This is a genomic window from Bradyrhizobium hipponense (assembly GCF_008123965.1).
In the GTDB taxonomy this organism is placed as follows: Bacteria; Pseudomonadota; Alphaproteobacteria; order Rhizobiales; family Xanthobacteraceae; genus Bradyrhizobium; species Bradyrhizobium hipponense.
The window spans coordinates 48,758-70,272 of sequence record NZ_VSTH01000018.1; the positions used below are offsets into that span (position 1 = coordinate 48,758).

Below are 21,515 nucleotides of genomic sequence, written 5' to 3' on the forward strand. Positions count from 1 at the left end.
TCCTTACGAGCTTGCCGCAGCGCGCATGACCGCGCGCAGAATCCGCAGATGCGTTCCGCAACGGCAAAGATTGTTCGCCAGTTCTGTCTTGATGTCTTGCTCGCTCGGTTTCGGATTGCGCGCCAAAAGGTCCGCCGACTGCATGATCATGCCGTTGATGCAGTAGCCGCACTGGACTGCCTGCTCTTCGATGAACGCGCTTTGCAGCGGATGGGGATTGCTGGCCGTGCCGAGGCCTTCGAGCGTCACGACGCGGCCGGACACTGCGGACAGCGGTGTAACGCAGGACCGAACTGCCGTTCCATCGACGTGGACGGTGCAGGCGCCGCATTGGCCGAGGCCGCAACCGAAGCGCGGTCCATGCAGACCAAGCTCATTTCTCAGCACGTAAAGCAGGGGAGTATCAGGATCGTCGACGGTTACTGAAGCGACTTTACCGTTCACGCTCAAGGAAGTCGTTGCCATCGTACAATTCCTGCCTTGCGCTCCGATCGCCAAGCCTCTTGCCGGGTTGGAGCGCGATGACGCCGCGATGAAAGAGCCGTAAGTGCCGTGCACCGAGCGGGTTAATGACAGGAGCGAAGTAGGGAGGTGGCGCACTCGCCCCAAGCAAAAAACTTTAAGTATCAATTTGAATTGAGCGCTCGGTAGCTCTGCGTCCGACTGGAGCCCCGCTCATCAAACCTAAATCCAAATTTAGTTGAATGCGCCATCTGGTGCGCCGACTTCGAGAAATCGACAGCCTGGCATTTCATCAGTCCGGCTGGCAACGGGTCATCCCCTTGGAGGTCAACATGGCACTTTCCTCGCGCACAATCCTGCTGTCCACGATGCTGCTAACGGCTGCAGCTTCACCGTCGTGGGCACAGAATTCAACAAGCGCGAACCCCGGCACAGGCAGCGCCGGTCGCAGCGAGCAGCAATTCATGGTCGACAATGACCTGGCGATGAGTGACATGACCAGAGCGATGCTTGTCAAACCAACTGGTGACGTGGACCATGACTTTGCTGCCATGATGATTCCTCACCATCAAGGCGCGATTGATATGGCGCGCGCCGAGCTAAAATACGGTCACAACGAAGAACTTCGGCGGCTGGCGCAGAACATCGTCGCGCAACAGCAGCAGGAGATATCGATCATGCGCCGCGCCACCGGGGAAGATTCGCAGGCAAACGATAAGCCGTTGCCGCCATCGAGCCCAAAGCCGGATGCTGCGAATTCTCCAAGCGCAATGAACGCGATGCACATGAAGTGAATTTGGTCAAATCCCGCCGTTCAGGAAGACGGAGCAGCCTGCACCAGCGCCCCGCTGAAGGCGATCGCCGGATCGGCAATCAACGGACACGACGACTGAGCTAAAAGGAGCTTTCCAATGAGCGAGAATCCTCGCGTTGAATTTCAACCTACCGGCAATGGTGTGCGACGGCGCACGGTGCTGGTCGGCGCAGGGCTGGCGGCAACAGGCCTGGCGCTATCAGGCGGCGTTGCAGCAGCCGAACCAATAAAGCATGCATCGGTAGCCGAGCCGGTCAGCGGGCCCTATCCGAAACCTCCTGCCGGAAGAACCGCCGGGCCGATCCTGCCGGGGCGCGGATCGGCGCTGGTCGGCAAGATCGCGGTGGTGACCGGTGCGGCCCGCGGAATTGGCCGTGCGATTGCCGTCGAATTCGCCGCCAATGGTGCTGATGTTGTTGCCCTCGACATTGCAGGACCGGTCAGCCCGACTGCCGATGCAATTCCGGCCACGGAGGCAGAACTCGCCGAGACAGTGTCCGAGATCGAGAAGTATGGCCGGCGCGGCACCGCAGCCAAAGCGGACATTCGTGACATGAGGGCCTTGCGAGCAGTTGCCGAGAAAGTGGAGCGTGAACACGGAAAGATCGACATCGTTGTCGCCAATGCCGCCATTCAGGGTTGGAAACCGCTGATGGAAATGGACGACATGGACTGGCGCGACCAGATCGAGAACAATCTCAACGGGACCGCCAACACCGTTCGCGCCTTTGGACCCAAGCTGGTCGCCCGCAATCAGGGTCGCATCATCCTGCTCTCTTCGATGCAAGGCAGAATGGGCACAGCGGATGGGGCAAGCTATTCCGCGTCAAAGTGGGGCATCTTGGGGCTGATGAAATCGGCTGCCCTGGAGCTCGGTCGGCACAACGTCACCGTCAATGCAATCTTGCCGGGACTGGTCGGCACGCCTTTGACCTACAATGAGCAGCGGTTCCGGGCGGCAATGGCACAATCTAATCGCCAACCCCCAGCGCATCCGACCGCGCAGGAAACCTGGGACGCTCGGGCTCCGACTGTGCCGCTTCAGGTGGGATGGCTGCAGCCCGAAGACATTTCGCCGGTGGCGGTCTTCCTGGCATCCGACGCCGCTGCGCTGGTAACCGGCAGCGAATTTGCAGTCACCGGTGGAGACGCGGCCAAGGTTAGCTGATCGATACGCGCGAACACGCGTGCTGCTCGTGTGGTCGGGCGGCACGCGCCGAAGCGCCCGAAGCCGATTTCATCCGCATCCTCCGCGTCAACAGTCCGCGTTTCGCGATCGGGCTGCGTGACCTGCTGGACCTCCTCGACGCCGGCAGCCACCCCGACATGCACCAGCCTCTCGCGCGACACGCGGCCTCCATCTCCTGAATGGCTACCGCGAGTACTCGCCGAGGCAGCAGGCCGTCCTTGACCGGCCCCGACATGACGGTCGCGGAGGCCAGCGGCTTGCCGAACCGCGCCAGAGCAGCCGCCTGGCGAGTTGCCCGCTCCTCTCTGGCCTCCGGCATCTCCTCAAGACCAGCCTCGGCCGCGTTGGCCCTGCGCGCGCATGATCAGCCTTGACCGGCCGAAGGTCGGCCATTTTCGACCGCTTGGCCAACATGAATGAGGCGGCGCTGTTCACGTGCAGGCAAGCGAGGGCGTTGGATCGAGCGCGAAGTCGCCCCTTTGTCGGTTATGCCGCCCTGCTGCGGGCCGGCGGTGCCATGAATTCGGGCCCGACGGGATCGCGAATGGTGGCCTTGAGGATGCGATCGATCTCCGCTTTCGCCGCGGCGTCGATACGCCATCCGCTTACCTGGTCAACCGGTTGCAACTGGTCTGGGTGGCGGGCGCCCCATAGCGAGCTCGTAATTCCCTGGTCAAGCATCCAGCGGATCGCCAAGTGGATGATACGCTTGCCGAACCGTCGTTGAGCGAGGTCGTCAAGTTGTCCGACGGTGCCAAGATATTGCGCAAAACGGGGCTGCCCGAATTTTGGATCGCTGCCGCGAAGGTCATCGCCTGTAAACACTGTATCAGGGCGCATGCGGCCCGACAGCAGGCCCCGGCAAAGCGCACCATAGCCAAAAGTCGCGATGTTGTTTTCGCGACAGTAGGGCAAGATTTCAGCCTCGATACCGCGCTCGAAGAGATTGTAGGGTGGCTGCACGACATGCAGCGGCGCAACCCGACGAAAGCGCTCCATCTGCATCACCGAAAAATTGCTGACGCCGATTGCGCGGATCTTGCCTTGCCGCAGCAAGCTGTCCATCGCCTCGGCAGTCTCTTCGATCTCCACAAGGGGATCCGGCCAGTGCACTTGGTAGACGTCGATATAATCGGTCCGAAGCCGTCGCAAGGAGTCGGTGACCTCCTTCAGGATGCGTGCTCTGGAGGCGTTGCGGAACACGCGTCCCTGGCTCCACTCAAGACCGACCTTGGTTGCAATGACCACGCGTCTGCGCAGATTGCCTTCTGCGAGCGCCTGGCCAACGAGCTCCTCGGAGTGCCCAAATCCGTAGGCGGGAGCGGTGTCGATCACGTTGACGCCGCGTTTGATGGCGGTCCGGATCGTTGCGATCGATTCGGTTTCGTCGGTCCCGCCCCACATCCAACCGCCGATAGCCCAGGTGCCAAGTGCTACGCGCGACACGTTGATGTTGGTGCCGGGAATATTGACGTGTTCCATTTGCAGCTCACCTTTATAGGGTCGATCGAGCATGAAGCGGCTCCTGTTGTGTTGGGCTTTCGAACTTTGTGTTTGCAGGAGATTTCCCGGGCGCGACGCTCAGTCCGGCCTCCTCGGAGGCCAGCAAGCCAAGCGCAGACCAATCCAGCTCAGAATATCCGCGCGCTATCCCGGTGATGAAGCGGTCGCGAACGACGCTGAGAGTAGGCATTGGTACGCCTGCCTGCTCCGCCTCCTGGAGCACCAGCCGCATGTCCTTGAGCGCGAGTGGGAAGACGAGGCCGCCGGTGCGGTATTGTTGTCCTGCGATCTTGCTGCCATAAACTTGAAGGAAGCGGCTTCCGAACATCGTGCCGGTCATAATGGCCAGCAACTCCTCGGCATCGAGCCCGCGTTTGCGGGCGAGCGCACAAATCTCCCCCAGGATTTCCAGATTGGCTGCGATCATGGCGTTGCCGGCCAGCTTGATCAAGTTGGCCGTCGCCGGAGTGCTGCCTACCGTAAAAGTATGCTGGCCGAGCAGATCGAAGATCGGCTGGCAGCGCGCGAGCTCCGGCGGCGCGCCGGCGGCAATGACAAACAGCTGGCGGGTCTTCGCGGCATCAGGGTTTCCGAATACAGGGGCTGCAACATAGCTCTGACCATTTCGTGCATGTTCGCTTGCCAGCTGGGACGCCGTTGTGGAGCTGATCGTGCTCATCGAGAGATGGATTGCACGCGGCATCAAGCCCATGAGCAGGCCGGCAATGCCGAGATCCCTTCGACCAAACGCGATCTGTTGAACGGCTGCATCGTCAGGCAGCATGCTGATGACCAGCTCGCACTCGAACAGGTCGCTAAAGGTTGTCGTCGGCTCAAGGCCGAGCGCCGCGAGGACTCTTTTTTGCTCCGGGCGCCGGACATAGGCGACCACGTCTTGACCGGCAGCGGCGAGATTTGCCGCCATCGCGGTCCCCATTCGTCCGAGACCGATAAAACCGATCCGGCCTGCGTGCAGCCCGCGTCGCCGGCTGGCCCCCGAATTCGCCTCTGCATTGGCCATTGACCGCTCTTCCTAATGTTTGTTCGTGAGACCGGATCGTCACGCCGTCGAGCACATTCAGGGTCGACGTCGCGAATACCGAGTTGGTGGCGCCGGAGGCAAATCCAATTAAAAAGGAGTTCAGGTGGCGGGAGGCCGTTTGATCCTGCCGAGAGCGAGTGCGACGCCTTGATCTTTGCTCTGCATCCGAGGAGCCTGCCACCGAGCGAGGCGGCAAGGGATCGGCACGGCAGCGGAAACCCTCCACCCGATACAGTGGCTCGTTCTCGCCGTCAGCCGCAGTAGGGTGGCCAGAGATTGCGCGGACGACCATAGTAGAGATCGTAGCAGTCAAGGCCGTTGTCGAAGATAGCACCGTACCTCGGCCAGACGCCGCCGAAACGGTGCATGGAATCATGGTGTAAACCCGAACCATAGGCGCCCACATGATTACCCGGGCCGATGCGGCCGGCGCCAAAGCCACCCATGTGGGTGCCACCGATTGCACCCATATGGACTGCTCCACCGAAACCGCCCATATGACCACCTCCAAACCCGCCCATGTGGCCGCCGCCACCGCGTGCCTCTGCCGTCGCCGTAAGCAGGCTTGCCGCAAGTGTCGTCGTAACCAGCATTGTCAACAGTCGTCTCATCACGTCATTTCCTTTCCGGTTGGGCAAGACCACAGATTTTCAGCGTTTCGAAGTCAGATCGAAGTTTCTCTCTCCGAAATCAGCACCGGTATTTGCGTCTCTGTCAGCAAGTGCGAACCTCGGCTGGCCATTAAAAGGAACATCCTCTCACGCTGTTTCAAAACAACGAGAGGATCTCGATAGAACGAGCGATCACCGATTTGTTAGCTCGGCTTTCTTGCTGCCGCACGCCTGCATGCGCCTGCCAATTTTCCCGCAATGGCGATCGGCCGACGCACAGCTTGTGCACGAGCGACTGTCGAATCAGCGGCATTTCGACAAGCGCTTGATGCGGCGCATTTTCCGACGGACGAAAAGCCGTGGTCCTCTGCCGATTGGATGGATGGTCATTGCGAAAGGCTCACAACGCGTTGAATGATCGCGAGCCACTTGTGCGTTCAGAAGCCAAATATCTGATCGCATCTCGTCTGGAGCGGCTCAAGCGTCTTGGCCGCTTGCATCCAGACGAGAAGTAGATGACCAAAATCAAGCTGATGGCCGGTGCATTGATTGCTACCGCCATGCTCGTAACGCCCGGCGCGGCTCGCGAGAGTAACATTGCTCAGCGGCACGTCACACGCGAAGCCAATCCAGGCGCTTTCAACGGCTTCCCATCTGTCGACAGGCGGGCGGGCACTCCAACGCACCACGTTGATTCATCAGAGACAGCTCCCGGGGGCGTTTGCGACTTCGGCGACAACCCGATGATCTGCTGATACCGGCGTACTCCCGGCATGGGGCGAGTCCCAAGATCGGTTAGGAGGTCACTGTTAAAGCCAGACGCTCGTCCAACGCGGACGAGTTGGTGGGAGGCGCCATCCAGCCAAAGACGGATCGGATGCGTGCCCCAAAGAAGTGATCATGACAATGTTGGCCAATGATGTAGCGGTCGAGATTGTCGCCCCTAGTCATCGGGGCCGCGCACCGATCTCCGCCAGCACGCACTCGGCATTTCATCAAGTACAATCAGCCAAAGGTGACGAGGCTCGTCAAGCTCAGTTGAAGTTTCTGATTGCCGTGGCAAGCGAAGCTCTCGTCAAAGCAATCGGTTTATCGGCAACGAAGTTGTCGACGCCTCTCGAAAAGGGCAGTTGCTGCAGCATAGCGAAAGCCTACTCGCAGGAACGTATCAGCTATCGCCACAAGATGGGCACATTTCTCTCTTTTCCAGTTTCTTATCTGGAGCCAATCACTGTGAAATCATTCCTTCTTTTGTCTGTCGCCCTCGCCGCGACGACCTTGGTCTCGTCACAAGCGGTTGGGCGAACCATTTCCGATGAGCAAATGATGAAGCTGGATCTCGGGGCCCGCGTCGAACAACGCTGCAACAGGCGCGCGATGGGTCTTGTTGGACGCGAGCACCGGGGCTTCCACCCGGACGAACTCGTTGCCTACGCTTACGGCGATCCTCGAAGCTCAGGCGCCGTTGTTGATGCGTCAGGAGCGGCTGTCCGGAGCGGCAACGCCTGGTATCACCTCGCCTATTCGTGCCAGACCTCAGCCGATGGCCTCAAGATCGAACGGTTCAAATACTCGCTCGGCGGTGCCATCCCCAAAGGCGATTGGGCCGAACATTACCTCGTTGCACCTTGAGCCTACGTTGTGAAACGCCGGTTGACGCGTTTCTCCTGGTTAGGGCCGGTCGTGTTCGGGCTGGTAGCGGCGTCGTGGCGCTGCGTTTGCGATTGATCTCGTTCTGCCGCTCACCATGCGCAAGCATAGCCCTAGTCCGACGCATTCTGCCTAAAGAACCTTCTGGGATGCCGCAGAGTGTCGGTCGTGGCTCGACGGCCGCTCGTGGGCAAGCAGGGTCGACATGAGCACATTCGAGTGGTACAAACACCAAATCTTCCGTTGGGTTAAATCGTTGATTTTGTTGGAGTTTGGTGGATTGATGTCCAGTCCGCCCCTGGGCACGACAGCTCTTCTAAGAGCCCGATATCAAAAGCAATTCAGTAATTTCAACGGCTGTGGGCAAGCGCCACGAAGCCCGATGCCATGCACGCCACGCGCCGCTCGGGCGTCAACTGCAAGTTCGCGTCAGTTGTGTTGCTTGTCATCGGAGGCGCGGGTTGATCACCAACGATCGAAAGGAAATGGCCCGCTTCGACGGGCCATTTCTGTGCGCAGCTTGCTGCATGATCGGGCTCACCAGTAGGGATCTACAACGACATCCGTCGCGTAGCGGTATCCCGAATAGGGCGCCAGTGGCGCGAGGTGCGAATATACAGGGGCGGGCACATAGGCGGGACGGCCTACCACAATGCGCTCGCGCACGATCGCTGGCGGCGCAACGAAAGGCGTGGGCGCGATGTACGCGCTGCCCGGGGCTACTACCACAGGGTAGGGCTGAACATAAGGGTCGACATATAGCGCCTGCGCGGACGCTCCGGTAGCGCCGATGCCCAATGAGCCGGCTATTGCAAGGCCGGCAATCGAGAGCTTGTTCGCCGTTGCTGTCATATTCCGCAACTCCTTTGCTTCTTTTTGCGACCTCCATCCGAAACCAACAGTGCGCATCGTGGTTCCCGGTTCCGCCTTGTTATTCCAAGGTTATTGAGTGTCATCTTGTTGTGGCAGCCTCGCTGCCAGGATCGGCCAGGATGTCTCGGCAGGAGAAGTCCAGACGGCACCAGTCGCGACGGCTTACGCTGCTGAAGTCAGCCACGACGCTTCAGCTGGTCGGCCGCGGCGCGTCTCGCCGCTATTGCCATCCAGTCCCGCAACAGTCCCTTGTCCTCCCTTGAAAAGGAGGCTCGCCGCTTAAGATCCTCCAGCGTCTCACCGGGATGGCATCGCTCGAAATCTTCGCGGATCAACGTCTCAAGGTAAGCCCGTTCCTCTTCAGAGACTGAGCGGAGACCGTAATAGGAGTTGGTCGGCATGATCGGCCGCCACGATCAGGCGGTCAGGTATTGCGATATGTCGCTGATGGTGAGGCCGGTCAGGTCCTTCGCAATTTCCGCGACGACGCGCTTTTCAACTGCGGGAGAATATGATCGGCGCAGGTCCGCGAGCGTCCGCGGCGGCGCTACAATGACAATCCGCTCCAAATGTGACTCTTCCAAAACGCGATCCAGGGCGCTGGCGACCGTGCGGGCGAACCGTTGTTTCCCGATGTTGTGCCAGTCGGTCTGCTCCATCGCGCTGCGGTTCGGCTCGGTGCCAGACAGCGCTCGTCCCGGCCTGTCTGATCCTTGTTCATGGGTCGGCGGGTTCTCATCTTCAAACACCTGCAGGACTTTCAGGCGTGGCTCTAGGCCGGTCCCTTCATTGAGGAGAAAGAGAGCCTTGCGGCCGTCTCCGACAAAAACAACTGCGCGATGTGGCAGCCTGATGTACGGCTTTCTGTTCGGCATGAACGCCTCGCGAACTTCAGCTTTCGATCGCGCGCCGCGAAGGCGCTGTCGCGATTGCGGGCTAGACTTCCAGATGGCGTGCACTCGCACCGACATCCTTCTTCTTCTTGATCTATTTGCCTCCCATTCGTGACGGCTCCCCTGTTATCGGCCATGCAAGTCTCCCTGCTCATGGACAATAACCGTGAGGGGGCGAGGTCTGTTCCGCCACCCTCAGACCCCGCGTTACTGGCGGCCGAGGGCGTCTTGAAATTCTTCACGCCGTTCCCACATCTCCGGCCGTCGAGGATCGGTTTGCCCAATCTTGACAGAACGGATGTCCGGCATACGAATCGAGGTGGCTTGGGACCCATCTCGCTTAAGCCACCTCCTGAAGAAAGGTGAAGCCATGGCGCGCCGGCTAGAGGGCGGTCTCGGCGGCGACACGCTTTATGATTTCCTGGACGGGTGGGATCCAGACGACTTCTTGTATCCCGCCTACGCATTCGAGCACCGATCTCACGTCGTTAGTGATCCTGACCTGACGCTCAGTGAAGATGGGGCAATTCTTGCGTCGTCGGCGTCGGATGCCCGCGCGCCAGAGGATATTCCTCACCTGCGCCGCTCTCCCGGCGGCAAGCGGCCGGTTCTGTTCTATGAGGGTGATGGAGGCTCTCCGCGCCTTGGACAAGCAGGTCATCTACCGCGAGGCCGCTGGCGGCGATAAGGCAAGTTGGGACCATGGCCGAGCCACGTGATTACTACGAGTTGCTCGGCGTTCCGCAGGACGCCGACAAGATGGCGATCAAAGACGCCTTCCGACAACTTGCGCTCAAATACCATCCAGACCGCAACAAGGAGCCGGGCGCGAGCGAGCGCTTCAAAGAGATCGCTCAAGCTTATGCGGTCCTGAGTGATCCCAAGACACGGGCCGAATACGATGCCCGCGGCTATGCCGGTGTCTCGGGCTTCTCGTCCGAAGATCTGTTCGGCGGGATCAATTTCGACGACATTTTTGGTGGGGTCGGATTCGATTTTGGCAGTCGAAGTGTGTTCGATCGGCTGTTCCAGCATCGCACTACGGCGCGCCAAGGCGAAGACATCGAAATCACCGTCACCGTCCCACTCGAGCGTGTGTTGACCGGCGGAGCAGAAATAGTTCACGTGAAGCGGCCTGCCACCTGCCAAGCTTGCAAAGGGTCAGGGGCCAAGGTCGGCACAAAACCGCGAACCTGCAACAAATGCGGTGGCAGCGGGCAACGCGTGCGCAGCCTAGGCAAGCAGGGACTTACCTTGCGGCAGATTATGACCTGTCCGGACTGCGCGGGCAGCGGCACTATCCTCGATAGTCCGTGTCCGGAGTGCAGCGGCATTGGGCAAGTCGTGCGCAATGAAGCAATCACAGTGCGGATCCCTGTGGGGGTAGAGGACGGCATGACGCTGCGCGTGCCCCGCCGTGGGCAGCCCGCCGACCAATTAGGATTGCCGGCCGGCGATCTTTTTGTTGTCATTCGCACGGCTGACGATCCGCGTTTCGAGCGTCATGGACGTGACCTCTATCGGATCGAGACAATTGATGTGGTCGATGCCGTGCTCGGGACGGATATTGAAGTTCCCACACTTGAGGGTCGAGTTCCGGCCAAGGTCGAACCGGGTACGCAACCCGACACGGTCCTGCGTCTGCGCGGTAGGGGCCTGCCGCAATTCGGTGGCGGTGCCCGTGGGGACCTCTACGTGCGCGTACATGTCCACATCCCTCAACGCCTATCCGATCAACAGCGGCGCCTGTTTGAGCAATTGCGGGCGACCGCGAATCGCAAGCCTTCTTCGGCCTAATTAAGCCTGCGCCGGATCGGGCCGCTCAAGCAGGTCGCATTCCGTCGTTAGAGTTAGACACAGCGCTTGCCGATATAAACGCCTCAGCGCCACTCCACCTTATCGATCTTATAGGCCCTGGCACCGCCGGGCGTGATGACCTCGACGAGCGCGCCTTTGGTCTTGCCGATCAGCGCGCGGGCAAGCGGCGAAAAGACCGAAATCTTACCTCTCCTTGCGTCGGCCTCGGACTCGCCAACGATCTGCCACATCCGCCGCTCGCGCGTGTCATCGTCGGTCAGGGTCACAGTGGCCCCGAACTTGATTGTTTGGCCAGAGAGCCTCGATACGTCGATCACCTCCGCACGCGCGAGCTTGTCCTGTAGCTCCGCGATGCGCGTCTCATTGAGCTCCTGTTCGGATTTGGCGGCTTGATAGTCCGCATTCTCAGGTAAGTTGGTGTCGTCCGCCTTGGCATCCTGGATGCGTTCGCCGATGCGCGGGCGCTCGATCTTGATACGGTGCCTCAGCTCGTCTTGCAGAGATGCGTAGCCGTCGGCTGTCATCGGCAGCCGCTCAATCGGTGCTTCAATAGCCTTGTTCATTGGACTGCGCACCTACTCTGCAGGGGACGCAGCCGGGCAATCGTTGGCCTCGTTTCGCTCAGGCTGGAGCATTGCGCTCTCCATGATCATCCTCCTTCCGCATATTTGCTGACGGCACAACTTCAGGTGAAAACGCTCCGAGTGGATGTTCTTGTACCTTCGGGACGCGCACCAGGCCCGATCTGACTGGTAAGACGATTCTTTGTCCATCAAGCTCGCGGTAAATGCCTTTGGTGAACAGCGAGTGGTAAACGCCGATGTAATCCCCGGCCATCCGGCTGGCCGAGAAGCGTTCCTCGAAGCGCCGGCGCACATCGCGACGATTGAGCGCGATCACGCGCGGAACTGCGTTGACCGCTTCATCAACGGTGTCAACGACAACCCCTGTCGCCCCCGGCTCCACAATCTCCGGAACGGAACCGCAGCGGAACGCCAGAACCGGCGTGCCACATGCCATCGCTTCGATCACGACAAGGCCAAAGGGCTCCGGCCAATCGATCGGAAACAGCAGGGCCGCTGCGTCCCCGAGGAATGCACCTTTGGTGCGCTCGTCGATCTCCCCGACATACTCAACATCAGCTCCATCCAGGAGCGGCGCGATGACATCGTGGAAGTAGTGTTCATCCGCCTTGTCGATCTTGGCGGCGATCTTGAGTGGGATGCCGCAGGTCCGCGCGATCTTGATAGCGAGATCGGGTCGTTTTTCAGGACAGATCCGACCGAGAAACGCGAGATAGCCCCCGCGCGGATCGAGCGTTGGTCGATACAGATCGATGGGGACGCCGTGGTGAATCGTTGCTACGAAATTCGCGGTCGCGAGCGGAGCACGCTGCGCATCCGAGATCGAGACCAGCGGCATATTGTCGATCGCCCGATGGAGCGGCTGCAGATCGGGGATATCCAGGCGGCCATGAAGAGTCGTCAGTGTCCGGGCGGCCATCGGCCGAAAGATCGGGAAATGGAAATAGTCGATGTGGAAGTGAAGGATGTCGAACTCGTTCGCTCGCTCCCGCACCCTGTCGAGCATCACCATGTAATGCGGATTGGGGTCGCGAATAGCCGGGTCAAGTCGCAACGCCTCTGGCGAGCACGAGACCAACTCGGCCGAGGTCACGGAATCGCCACTTGCAAACAAGGTGACGCGATGACCCTGCCGTACCAGCTCTTCGGTCAAATACGAAACCACTCGCTCGGTCCCACCGTACAAACGAGGTGGAACACTTTCGAACAGCGGCGCGATTTGCGCGATCCTCATTACTGAGACCCCCAGGCGCACGCGACGATAGCCAGCCGCGCAAACCAACGGGCTGACGGAATGATATGCCGCCGTCGCTCACGGATCTCGCAACCAGGACCCGATCACGATCAAGACGGAGAACGGGCCAGGCCGACGCCCGGCCCGCGTCCTTATCGTCGAGCGGTCACCTGTGGCGGCGTCTGATGCATGAACCATAGCTTCACGCCCGCCAGCAGATTTGCTCCTTGCCTCATGCCGCGATGTCCATGTCACTCATTCCGGCGCCCGGTGACGGCGGCTGGGCTTTCTTCTTTGGCAGCTCGGCGACCATGGCTTCCGTGGTGATCAGCAACCCCGCCACCGACGCGGCGTCCTGCAACGCAGAGCGGACCACTTTGGTCGGATCAATGATCCCCTTGGAAACAAGGTTGGTGTATTCGCCGTCCTGCGCATTGAAGCCATAGGCATAGGTGTCCTTTTCCAGGATCTTCCCGACGACGATGGAGCCGTCCTCGCCTGCGTTACGCGCGATCTGGCGGGTCGGCCAGGCAAGCGCCTTGCGGACGATCTCGACGCCATGGCGTTGGTCGTCGTTCTCCGGTTTCAAGCGCTCCAGTGCCTTCACTGCGCGCAGCAGCGCGACTCCGCCGCCCGGCAGGATGCCTTCTTCGACCGCAGCGCGGGTCGCGTGCATCGCGTCGTCGACGCGATCCTTTCGCTCCTTGACCTCGATCTCGGTGGCGCCGCCCACGCGGATGACCGCAACGCCGCCTGCGAGCTTGGCAAGCCGTTCCTGGAGCTTCTCACGGTCGTAATCCGACGTCGTCTCCTCGATCTCGGTCTTGATTTGCTTGATGCGCGCCTCGATGTCCGCCTTCTTGCCGGCCCCTGAGACGATGGTGGTATTCTCCTTGTCGATTTCAACCTTCTTCGCGCGTCCAAGCATGTTGAGAGTCACGTTCTCGAGCTTGGCGCCCAGATCTTCCGAGATGTAGGTGCCGCCCGTGAGGATAGCGATGTCCTGCAGCATGGCCTTGCGGCGGTCGCCGAAGCCCGGCGCCTTTACGGCGGCGACCTTGAGCCCTCCGCGCAGCTTGTTCACCACGAGTGTCGCCAGCGCCTCGCCCTCGATGTCCTCGGCGATGATGAGGAACGGCTTGCCGGACTGCACAACCGACTCGAGCAGCGGCAAGAGCGGTTGCAGCCCAGACAGCTTCTTCTCGTGGATCAGGATGTACGGGTCTTCCAACTCGACCCGCATCTTGTCGGCATTCGTGACGAAGTAAGGCGAGAGGTACCCGCGGTCGAATCGCATACCTTCCACGACTTCGAGTTCGGTTTGCAGGGACTTTGCTTCTTCGACGGTGATCACGCCCTCGTTGCCGACCTTCTTCATGGCGTCGGCCAGGAAGCGGCCGATCTCGTCGTCGCCGTTGGCCGAGATCGTAGCCACCTGGGCTATCTCGTCGTTTGTGATGAGCTTTTTCGAGTTCTTGCTGAGGTCCTTGACCACCGCCTCAGTCGCGAGATCGATTCCGCGCTTGAGGTCCATCGGATTCATGCCCGCGGCTACCGCCTTGGCGCCTTCGTGCACGATCGCATGAGCGAGCACTGTCGCGGTGGTGGTGCCGTCGCCGACCTGGTCGGAAGTCTTAGATGCGACCTCGCGCACCATCTGTGCACCCATGTTCTCGAACTTGTCTTCGAGTTCGATCTCCTTGGCGACGGTAACGCCGTCCTTGGAGATGCGCGGCGCGCCGAACGACTTTTCAATAACCACGTTGCGGCCCTTCGGGCCGAGCGTCACTCTCACCGCATTGGCGAGAATATCGATCCCGCGCAGCATTTTCTCGCGCGCCTCGGTGGAGAATCTGACTTCCTTCGCGCTCATATTCGTAGCTCCTCAAAGATCCATTGTGTTCTCCCAGTCCGGTGGAGCCATCTGGTCCGCTCCGTGGATCCGGAGCCCGGCCGCTCAATGCGGTGCACCGATGGCTCAGTCGGGGTCAGGCCGCTTTCTTCTTGGCCGCCGGCTCTTCAAGCACGCCCATGACGTCGCTCTCTTTCATGATGAGATATTCGGTCCCGTCGAGCTTGACCTCGGTGCCTGACCATTTTCCGAACAGAACGCGGTCACCGACCTTCAGGTCGATGGGGATCAACTTGCCGGTGTCGTCGCGGCCTCCTGGCCCCACGGCGATAATCTCTCCCTGCTGCGGTTTCTCTTTGGCCGTGTCGGGGATGATGATGCCGCCGGCGGACTTTTCCTCGGCTTCGATACGCTTGACGACCACACGATCGTGGAGCGGGCGGAACTGCATGCATTCCTCCATTCTGCAAGACCGAATTGTCACAATGCCGCGCCAGGGAGGCAAAAGCCCTAGCTCGGGCAAAGATTGTGTAGGAACGCCAAAAATCGGTTTCAAGATGCGACTCGAAAAAAATTGGCACTCCTCTCCCTCGACCGCTGCCAGGTTCATAAGCGACTGGGGCTGCGAGGGGCCGAAGGTCGGAGGTCCGGTTCGGAGATTCCGGGCGGGGTCGGCATGGATTTCCAGGATTCGGCCGCCGGCCCTGGACCTTAGCTGTACGCGCCAGGCCGCCGCTGATATACTTCTCGCCATTGGACGATAAAACGGCAGTTCGCCAACTGTACCCTTGCGACGCCGGCCTTCTGGTCGGATTTCGATCCCGCGCGCTTTCTCGACGTCACGAACTATCAAGCGGCTGCCTCGTCCCCTGCTTATTTTGGGAGATGTACCATGGCTGCATCGGATTGGCGTCTCGAAGGCGAATGGCTGAAGAATTGCAATTGCGCGTTTGGCTGTCCCTGCGACTTCAATGCTCGGCCGACCCAGGGTTATTGCAAGGGATTGGTCGGCATGAGGATCACCAAGGGACATTTCGAGGGGACCAGGCTTGACGGCCTGTGCTTTGCGGTCACTGTCGATTTCCCGGGCGCGCTGCATGAAGGCAACGGCAAAATGCAGCCGATCGTTGATGAGCGCGCAACACCGGAACAGCGCCAGGCGCTGTTTGACATTTTTTCCGGCAAGCATTCTGCCGAGGGCACGCTGTTCCACATTTTCAGCCTGATCGTGACCACGATCCACGATCCGGTCTTTGCGCCGTTCGAATTTTCCTTCGACAAGGACGGACGGGTCGCCAAGCTCGTCGCCAAGGGCGTGTTGGAGACGGAGGTCGAACCGATCAGGAATCCGGTGACGGGTGCTCCGCATCGCATTCAGGTCGTGATGCCCGAGGGTTTCGAGCACCGAGCTGCCGAGATCGCGTCTGCCGATATCCATTCGACGGGGGCGATCAAGTTCGACACCAAAGGGACGCACAGCTCGCTCGCGACCGTGGTGCAGACGCCCGAGGGCGTCGCCGCCTGATGTGGCGCCGAAGCTTAGTCATGGACCGGCGACATCCTGAGCACGGGAAAGGCGATGAGCGGGTATCTGGCGCTTGAACACCTGCTTCGGCGCGACCGCTTGATCGTGGTGGTCGGGACCGCCGCCGTGGCAGCGCTGGCCTGGGCTTATCTCGCCAGCGGCGCCGGCATGGACACCGAGATGATGGCGGACATGCCGGACATGGCACCGATGCCATGGACGCCGCTCTATGCTGCGCTGCTGTTCGCGATGTGGTGGGTGATGATGATCGCCATGATGGTGCCGAGCGCGGCGCCCGCCATCCTGCTCTATGCGACAATCAAGCGGAGGCGGGAGAACACGTTCGGCGCCATGGAGACATGGATCTTTCTCGCCGGTTATTTGCTCGCATGGGCGGGGTTCAGCCTCGTTGCGGTCCTGGCGCAGTGGGCGCTCGAGCGGACCGGATTGTTGTCGATGGCCATGGCAAGTACGAGCGCCAGTCTTGGCGGCACGCTGTTGTTGGCCGCGGGGCTCTATCAGTTCACACCGCTGAAGGGCGCCTGTCTTCGCTCGTGCCGAAGTCCGCTGCTGTTCCTCAGCAGGTACTGGCAGGCCGGCGGAGCCGGAGCACTGCGCATGGGACTTCGCCACGGCAGCTACTGCGTCGGCTGCTGCTGGTTCTTGATGGCGCTGCTGTTCGTCAGCGGCGTGATGAATCTGGCCTGGATCATCGCCATCGCGCTCTATGTCGCCAGCGAGAAGCTGCTGCCGTTCGGCCGATCGCTGAGCTACGCGGCGGGCGTTAGCTTGACCTTGGCCGGAACGATAGTTCTTGCGCGCGCGCTGTGAGAGGCCCAGGCGCTCGCGAAAACCACCGCTGTCGAATACCTTGATGCCGCCACGCGGCTCAAATACAGCTGGCCTCCGTGATCTTACGGGTATTGCGAAGTGAACAATTGAGCGTTCCCCCAACCAAAACTTAAGGCTGTCGCCTCTAGGCTCGCGCGCTGGGATGCCGGAGCGTGCTTGCGGCCGTGCCGTCCCCCGAGAAGTCGAGGCGGAGACGGTCGATGCGGGAGTGTGCAGTGTGATTTTCGCCAGATCAGTTCGCAAGGCGACCAAGACGATTCTGCGGAATGCTCCGCTGCAGATTGCATTGTTCTTCCTGCCGCTGCTCTGGATCGGGTATTTCGCGATCACGTCCTCGGAACGGACCGATGCAGTCGCGCAGGCGCGGTCGCACGGCAACAGCGTCGCGGAATTGTTCGAGGAAAACACCGAACGCATCTTCGAGCGTGTGGATCAGTCGCTGCTGGTGGTGCGAGCACTTTACGCCCAGGATCCGCTGACCTTCCGCCTTAAATTCTGGTCCGACAAGGCCCGCATCGCGACAGGCGACGTGGTTCAGTTCTCCCTGATCGGGCTGGACGGCTATATGGTCGATACCACGACAGGCTATTCCGGTGCGCCGCTCTATATCGGCGATCGCGAGCACTTCATCAACGTTATGGCGCTAGCCGATGATCGTCTCTACGTCGGCAAGCCCGTGCTGGGGCGGGCCTCGCACAAATGGACCATCCAGCTTGCAAGAAAGCTGTTCGACCTCGCCGGGAATCCGGCGGGCGTGGTCGTTGGCTCGATCAGTGTCGACGTCGTCGGCAGGTTCTACGGCACCGCAAAGCTCGGCGACGGCGGAACGCTGGTTCTCAGAAATGCGAACTATGTGGTGCTCGCCGCGCGGGGCGTGGACCAGGGCGCCGTGCTGGGGCAGCGCACGTCGAACCGCGTCGAAGGCGAGCTACGGGACGGCTTCTATGCACAATATTGGAACGAAAACCGCCCTAACCGCAGCGACAGGCTGATCACCGCGCGCAGGTCGCGCGCCTTTCCGCTGATCTTCACCGTCGGCATCTCGGAGCAGGAGATCTATTCCCGCTCCGATTTCAGGCAGAAGATCTATCTGGGCGGCGTGCTGCTGCTGACCTTCATCATCCTGACCGCGACGTTTTTCCGCTGGCGGCGCCAGCAGGCGCTCGATCGCGCCCAGCGCGAGCTGCGCGATTTTGCCAGCAAGTTCGAAGATGCGCTCAGAAATCTACCGCAGGGCTTGAGCATGTTCGACGGCAGCGACCGCCTGATCGCGTTCAATCGACAATGGCTCGAACTCTACGGGCTTGTTCCGGAAGAGATTCGGATCGGCATGGACTTCCGGGAGATTTTCGCAAAGCAGACCGCCGTGCTCGACGTCGAGGCTTACCTTGTCGATCTGAAGAACCGCCTCGTCCAGTCGGAGCACATCTCGAACACAGTGCAGTTTCCAGATGGGCGGGTTGCCTATATCTCCTACGGACGGCGGGAGGGCGGCGGCTGGGTCGCCACCCATGAGGACATCACCCAACGCAAGGCGTCCGAAGACCGAATCGAGAGACTCGCGCATTACGACAGCCTGACCGGCCTTTCCAATCGCAACCTGTTCAAGGAGCGCATCGACAAAGCGCTCGCGAGGTCTCCCCCGCAGGAGGCGTCGTTCGGCGTGCTCCTGCTCGATCTCGACAAGTTCAAAGCCGTCAACGACGCGCTCGGTCACCAATGCGGCGACGCGCTGCTGAAGCAGGTTGCCGGCCGGATCACGGCGCAGATTCGTGACGTCGATATTGCGGCGCGGATCGGCGGCGACGAGTTTGCCGTGATCGTGGCGCCGGGCCGGGCCGCGATGCAGGACGGCGCCGCAAGCCTCGCGGCGCGGTTGGTTCAAGCCATCGCCGAGCCTTATCACATCGAGGGCCATCCCGTCGTGATCGGCTGCAGCATCGGCCTCGCCCTGGTCCCCGAGCACGGCACGCGAGTCGATGAGATCCTTCGCAACGCCGATCTTGCGCTCTACAAGTCGAAGAACGCCGGCCGAAGCTGCTTCCATATCTATTCGGCGCAGCTCAAAGCTGAAGCGGATCAGCGCAACGTGCTCGAGATCGAACTTCGTGAGGCGATCTGGCGCGAGGAGATCGAGGTGTTCTATCAGCCCGTGATCGAGCTCGGCACCGGCCGTGTGAAATCGGTCGAGGCTCTGGCGCGCTGGCACCACGCCACCCGAGGCGCCATTTCTCCTGCCGAGTTCATTCCGGTTGCGGAGTCAGGCGGACTGATCGTCGAACTCGGCAATCAGGTGCTGATCAGGGCGTGCCGTGATGCGATGACCATGCCGAGCGATGTCAAGGTCGCGGTCAACCTCTCGGCCCTGCAATTTGCCGGCACGAACCTTGTCGACACCGTGACGTCTGCACTGGCGCAGAGCGGACTTCCGGAAGCCCGGCTCGAGCTCGAGATCACCGAGAGCGTGTTTCTTGCCGATACCCAGGAAAACCTCAAGACCCTCCAGCGGCTCAAGGGGCTCGGCGTCTCCATTGCCCTCGACGACTTCGGCGTCGGTTACTCGTCATTGTCGTATCTGACGGCCTTCCCGTTCAACAAAGTCAAGATCGACAAGACCTTCATCGACAGGATCGATCGTTGCGAGACCGTCGCAGTGCTGAAATCAATCATGCAGCTTGCGAAGACACTGAAGCTCTCGATCGTCGCCGAAGGCGTCGAGACCTCTGAACAGGTCGGACGGCTCCACTCGCTCGGAATTCCGCTCGGCCAGGGCTTCTTCTTCAGCAAGCCCGTGCCCCTGGCCGACCTGTCATGGCCAAGCCCCGTCCCGCGGCGAAAGCGCCAGAACGCGGCGTAAAATCTGCGGACCGAGGCAGCGAAGAAGCGTGCCGGATGAACCTGCGGAGGTTCTTTGCGGTGTGCGGACTTGGGCCGCGCCCACTCGCGATAACATATCGATATTCAATGGCAGTGCACTCATTGCACGCTTGAGCTGATCGGCCCGTTTGATCGACTACAATCACTGCATCAGCGTACTGTAGTCCGTGGTCGTCCACGAGCACCAGATTGCGCTCGCTGCCGGGACGATGCCCGGCATCATCAGGCTGTCATCGTCCCGTCATTGGTGTTCCATTGATTACTGCTCCCTTCGCCGCGCATCGCAGAGGGTGGACATGCATCTGATCAAGTCAGTTTCTTCCGACCGTCGGTCGATCCTGAAGGGCCTTGCGGCCGCAGCCGTCGCGCCGCTGGCGGCGCCGGCCATGGCGGCGGAGGGTCTGCCGGCGCAGCCGACCGGATCGGCGGCCGCAATCGCCACCGACAAGGCCTATTGGACGGCCGTGAAGGGGCTCTATGCCGTGACGCCTGATGTCGTCAATCTGGAGAACGGCTTCTGGGGCATCATGGCCGAGCCCGTGCGGCGCGAGTTCATCCGCCTGTCCGACATGGTCAACTATCAGAACACCTATTACGCGCGGCAGCGGTCGGGCCTGGATTTCGAGGCCGTGCGGGCCAAGGTGGCGCAGGCGGTCGGCGCGGCGCCCGAGGAAATCGCGCTCACTCGCGGTGCGACCGAAGCGCTACAGCTGCTCATCAGCGGCTACAACAAGCTGAGGCCCGGCGACAGCGTGCTCTACGCCGACCTCGACTACGATTCGATGCAGTATGCCATGAACGCGCTCAAGGCGCGCCGCGGTGTCGACGTGGTCAAGTTCGATGTGCCGGAGCCGGCCACCCGTCAGGCCGTGCTCGACGCCTATGCCCGCGCCTTCGAGGCGAATCCGAGGACCAAGCTTCTCCTCCTCACCCATGTCAGCCATCGCACCGGCCTCATCATGCCGATCACCGAAATCGCCCGCATGGCCAAGGCCAAGGGCATCGACACCATCGTCGACGCCGCTCATTCCTGGGGACAGATGGACTTCAGAGTGGGCGAGCTCGAGGTCGATTTTGTCGGTTTCAATCTGCACAAATGGATCGGCGCGCCGGTCGGCGTAGGCTTCCTCTATATCAGAAAGGACCGCCTCGCCGACGTCGACCGCGACCTCGGCGACGAGGATTTCTCGGACACCGACATCCGCTCGCGGGTACACACCGGCACGGTCAATTTCGCGACGGTGCTGTCGGTGCCCGCGGCGGTCGAACTCCATCAGCAGATCGGTGCTGCGGCGAAACAGGCCCGCCTGCGCTACCTGCGCGACTACTGGGTCAGTCGCGTTCGCAGCTTCAAGGACATCGAGATCCTGACGCCGGATGAGGCCGGCCTGTATGGTGCGATCACGTCCTTCCGCCTCGCCGGCAAGACGAGCAAGGCCGACAACGACGCCACCGTGGCGAAGCTCAGGGACACCTACAAGGTCCTGACGGTTCGCCGGGCGGGCGTTGCCAGGGGCCAATGCATCCGCGTGACGCCGGCGCTCTACACCGAGGAGGCCGATCTCGACCGGCTCGTCGAGGCACTTGCCGCGATCACGGGTACGAAGGCGGGCTGAACCCGCGCGAGGCGGGAGGGAACGCACCTTCCGCGACGCAACAGGAGCGCCAAACGTCCCCTCGTCCTGGGCCGAGCTTTTGAGCCTGAAACGAGAACTGCGAGCCTCGCAGGGCGCGAA

At 61.0% G+C, this 21,515-nt stretch carries 20 protein-coding genes; 9 read left to right on the forward strand and 11 right to left on the reverse strand.

The genetic code is table 11. The features are described 5' to 3' along the window. Positions 1-3 precede the first annotated feature (3 nt). Positions 4-465, reverse strand: coding sequence for a (2Fe-2S)-binding protein (locus tag FXV83_RS05535; RefSeq protein ID WP_148738309.1), 462 nt, complete (start codon positions 463-465; stop codon positions 4-6). Between the two features lie 239 nt (positions 466-704). Between FXV83_RS05535 and FXV83_RS05540 the strand changes: the two genes are divergently transcribed. Continuing rightward, positions 705-1,256 (forward strand): DUF305 domain-containing protein, encoded by a 552-nt coding sequence (locus FXV83_RS05540; protein ID WP_235939313.1) that lies wholly within the window; start codon positions 705-707, stop codon positions 1,254-1,256. Between the two features lie 177 nt (positions 1,257-1,433). Further along, positions 1,434-2,444: an SDR family NAD(P)-dependent oxidoreductase gene (locus FXV83_RS05545; protein ID WP_235939314.1), complete on the forward strand. Its 1,011-nt coding sequence runs from the start codon at positions 1,434-1,436 to the stop codon at positions 2,442-2,444. On the opposite strand, the gene FXV83_RS45370 is transcribed toward FXV83_RS05545, so the two are convergent. The 4 genes from FXV83_RS45370 to FXV83_RS05565 all read right to left on the reverse strand — a co-directional run bounded on the left by FXV83_RS45370 (position 2,437) and on the right by FXV83_RS05565 (position 5,621). After that, a complete protein-coding gene (locus FXV83_RS45370) occupies positions 2,437-2,784 on the reverse strand; it encodes a citrate lyase holo-[acyl-carrier protein] synthase (protein ID WP_148738199.1) in 348 nt (115 codons plus the stop codon). The two genes, FXV83_RS05545 and FXV83_RS45370, sit on opposite strands and share 8 nt — an antisense overlap. Positions 2,785-2,951: 167 nt before the next feature. Then, positions 2,952-3,980, reverse strand: coding sequence for an aldo/keto reductase (locus FXV83_RS05555; protein ID WP_283811695.1), 1,029 nt, complete (start codon positions 3,978-3,980; stop codon positions 2,952-2,954). Further along, the gene (locus FXV83_RS05560) at positions 3,961-4,989 is read right to left on the reverse strand and encodes an NAD(P)-dependent oxidoreductase (RefSeq protein WP_148738200.1); all 1,029 of its coding nucleotides are present in this window, start codon (positions 4,987-4,989) and stop codon (positions 3,961-3,963) included. Before FXV83_RS05560 ends, FXV83_RS05555 begins: the two co-directional genes overlap by 20 nt. 272 nt (positions 4,990-5,261) lie before the next feature. Next, positions 5,262-5,621 carry a hypothetical protein gene (locus tag FXV83_RS05565; protein WP_148738201.1) on the reverse strand — a complete coding sequence of 120 codons (360 nt, stop codon included), beginning with the start codon at positions 5,619-5,621 and terminating at the stop codon, positions 5,262-5,264. A gap of 515 nt (positions 5,622-6,136) precedes the next feature. Between FXV83_RS05565 and FXV83_RS05570 the strand changes: the two genes are divergently transcribed. Both FXV83_RS05570 and FXV83_RS43875 read left to right on the forward strand, forming a co-directional pair. Next, positions 6,137-6,376 carry a hypothetical protein gene (locus tag FXV83_RS05570; RefSeq protein WP_148738202.1) on the forward strand — a complete coding sequence of 80 codons (240 nt, stop codon included), beginning with the start codon at positions 6,137-6,139 and terminating at the stop codon, positions 6,374-6,376. A 145-nt stretch (positions 6,377-6,521) separates the two neighbouring features. Further along, positions 6,522-7,253, forward strand: coding sequence for a DUF930 domain-containing protein (locus FXV83_RS43875; RefSeq protein WP_235939315.1), 732 nt, complete (start codon positions 6,522-6,524; stop codon positions 7,251-7,253). A 555-nt stretch (positions 7,254-7,808) separates the two neighbouring features. On the opposite strand, the gene FXV83_RS05580 is transcribed toward FXV83_RS43875, so the two are convergent. After that, positions 7,809-8,123 (reverse strand): hypothetical protein, encoded by a 315-nt coding sequence (locus FXV83_RS05580; RefSeq protein WP_148738203.1) that lies wholly within the window; start codon positions 8,121-8,123, stop codon positions 7,809-7,811. A gap of 437 nt (positions 8,124-8,560) precedes the next feature. Continuing rightward, positions 8,561-9,019: a baeRF12 domain-containing protein gene (locus tag FXV83_RS05590; RefSeq protein ID WP_148738205.1), complete on the reverse strand. Its 459-nt coding sequence runs from the start codon at positions 9,017-9,019 to the stop codon at positions 8,561-8,563. Positions 9,020-9,739: 720 nt separating this feature from the next. Between FXV83_RS05590 and FXV83_RS05595 the strand changes: the two genes are divergently transcribed. Then, positions 9,740-10,834: a DnaJ C-terminal domain-containing protein gene (locus FXV83_RS05595; RefSeq protein ID WP_148738206.1), complete on the forward strand. Its 1,095-nt coding sequence runs from the start codon at positions 9,740-9,742 to the stop codon at positions 10,832-10,834. An 83-nt stretch (positions 10,835-10,917) separates the two neighbouring features. On the opposite strand, the gene greA is transcribed toward FXV83_RS05595, so the two are convergent. From greA to groES, 4 genes are all read right to left on the reverse strand, one after another. Continuing rightward, a complete protein-coding gene (greA, locus tag FXV83_RS05600) occupies positions 10,918-11,418 on the reverse strand; it encodes a transcription elongation factor GreA (RefSeq protein ID WP_148738207.1) in 501 nt (166 codons plus the stop codon). Positions 11,419-11,476: 58 nt separating this feature from the next. Beyond that, positions 11,477-12,673, reverse strand: a complete 1,197-nt coding sequence (locus FXV83_RS05605; protein WP_148738208.1) for a glycosyltransferase family 4 protein — start codon at positions 12,671-12,673, stop codon at positions 11,477-11,479. A 232-nt stretch (positions 12,674-12,905) separates the two neighbouring features. Beyond that, positions 12,906-14,546: a chaperonin GroEL gene (groL, locus tag FXV83_RS05610; protein WP_148738209.1), complete on the reverse strand. Its 1,641-nt coding sequence runs from the start codon at positions 14,544-14,546 to the stop codon at positions 12,906-12,908. A 115-nt stretch (positions 14,547-14,661) separates the two neighbouring features. After that, positions 14,662-14,976: a co-chaperone GroES gene (groES, locus tag FXV83_RS05615; RefSeq protein WP_148738210.1), complete on the reverse strand. Its 315-nt coding sequence runs from the start codon at positions 14,974-14,976 to the stop codon at positions 14,662-14,664. A 441-nt stretch (positions 14,977-15,417) separates the two neighbouring features. Here groES and FXV83_RS05620 point away from each other — a divergent pair, with 441 nt between their 5' ends. From FXV83_RS05620 to FXV83_RS05635, 4 genes are all read left to right on the forward strand, one after another. Continuing rightward, entirely contained in the window at positions 15,418-16,050 is a 633-nt protein-coding gene (locus tag FXV83_RS05620) for a DUF1326 domain-containing protein (protein ID WP_148738211.1), read from the forward strand. A gap of 54 nt (positions 16,051-16,104) precedes the next feature. Next, positions 16,105-16,881, forward strand: a complete 777-nt coding sequence (locus FXV83_RS05625) for a DUF2182 domain-containing protein (protein ID WP_148738212.1) — start codon at positions 16,105-16,107, stop codon at positions 16,879-16,881. A gap of 238 nt (positions 16,882-17,119) precedes the next feature. Continuing rightward, positions 17,120-19,759 carry a bifunctional diguanylate cyclase/phosphodiesterase gene (locus tag FXV83_RS05630; RefSeq protein WP_187435679.1) on the forward strand — a complete coding sequence of 880 codons (2,640 nt, stop codon included), beginning with the start codon at positions 17,120-17,122 and terminating at the stop codon, positions 19,757-19,759. A 316-nt stretch (positions 19,760-20,075) separates the two neighbouring features. Beyond that, entirely contained in the window at positions 20,076-21,395 is a 1,320-nt protein-coding gene (locus FXV83_RS05635; RefSeq protein ID WP_187435680.1) for an aminotransferase class V-fold PLP-dependent enzyme, read from the forward strand. Positions 21,396-21,515 lie beyond the last annotated feature (120 nt).

Bases quoted from the DNA above. Each gene is read 5' to 3' on its own strand.
- FXV83_RS05590 (WP_148738205.1), bottom strand. From the start codon at position 9,019: ATGCCGAACAGAAAGCCGTACATCAGGCTGCCACATCGCGCAGTTGTT.
- FXV83_RS45370 (WP_148738199.1), bottom strand. From the start codon at position 2,784: ATGCCGGAGGCCAGAGAGGAGCGGGCAACTCGCCAGGCGGCTGCTCTG.
- FXV83_RS05620 (WP_148738211.1), top strand. From the start codon at position 15,418: ATGGCTGCATCGGATTGGCGTCTCGAAGGCGAATGGCTGAAGAATTGC.
- FXV83_RS05595 (WP_148738206.1), top strand. From the start codon at position 9,740: ATGGCCGAGCCACGTGATTACTACGAGTTGCTCGGCGTTCCGCAGGAC.
- FXV83_RS05535 (WP_148738309.1), bottom strand. From the start codon at position 465: ATGGCAACGACTTCCTTGAGCGTGAACGGTAAAGTCGCTTCAGTAACC.
- FXV83_RS05555 (WP_283811695.1), bottom strand. From the start codon at position 3,980: ATGCTCGATCGACCCTATAAAGGTGAGCTGCAAATGGAACACGTCAAT.
- FXV83_RS05635 (WP_187435680.1), top strand. From the start codon at position 20,076: ATGCATCTGATCAAGTCAGTTTCTTCCGACCGTCGGTCGATCCTGAAG.
- FXV83_RS05560 (WP_148738200.1), bottom strand. From the start codon at position 4,989: ATGGCCAATGCAGAGGCGAATTCGGGGGCCAGCCGGCGACGCGGGCTG.
- greA (WP_148738207.1), bottom strand. From the start codon at position 11,418: ATGAACAAGGCTATTGAAGCACCGATTGAGCGGCTGCCGATGACAGCC.
- FXV83_RS05565 (WP_148738201.1), bottom strand. From the start codon at position 5,621: ATGAGACGACTGTTGACAATGCTGGTTACGACGACACTTGCGGCAAGC.
- FXV83_RS05570 (WP_148738202.1), top strand. From the start codon at position 6,137: ATGACCAAAATCAAGCTGATGGCCGGTGCATTGATTGCTACCGCCATG.
- FXV83_RS05625 (WP_148738212.1), top strand. From the start codon at position 16,105: ATGAGCGGGTATCTGGCGCTTGAACACCTGCTTCGGCGCGACCGCTTG.
- groL (WP_148738209.1), bottom strand. From the start codon at position 14,546: ATGAGCGCGAAGGAAGTCAGATTCTCCACCGAGGCGCGCGAGAAAATG.
- FXV83_RS05580 (WP_148738203.1), bottom strand. From the start codon at position 8,123: ATGACAGCAACGGCGAACAAGCTCTCGATTGCCGGCCTTGCAATAGCC.
- groES (WP_148738210.1), bottom strand. From the start codon at position 14,976: ATGCAGTTCCGCCCGCTCCACGATCGTGTGGTCGTCAAGCGTATCGAA.
- FXV83_RS05605 (WP_148738208.1), bottom strand. From the start codon at position 12,673: ATGAGGATCGCGCAAATCGCGCCGCTGTTCGAAAGTGTTCCACCTCGT.
- FXV83_RS05540 (WP_235939313.1), top strand. From the start codon at position 705: ATGCGCCATCTGGTGCGCCGACTTCGAGAAATCGACAGCCTGGCATTT.
- FXV83_RS43875 (WP_235939315.1), top strand. From the start codon at position 6,522: ATGACAATGTTGGCCAATGATGTAGCGGTCGAGATTGTCGCCCCTAGT.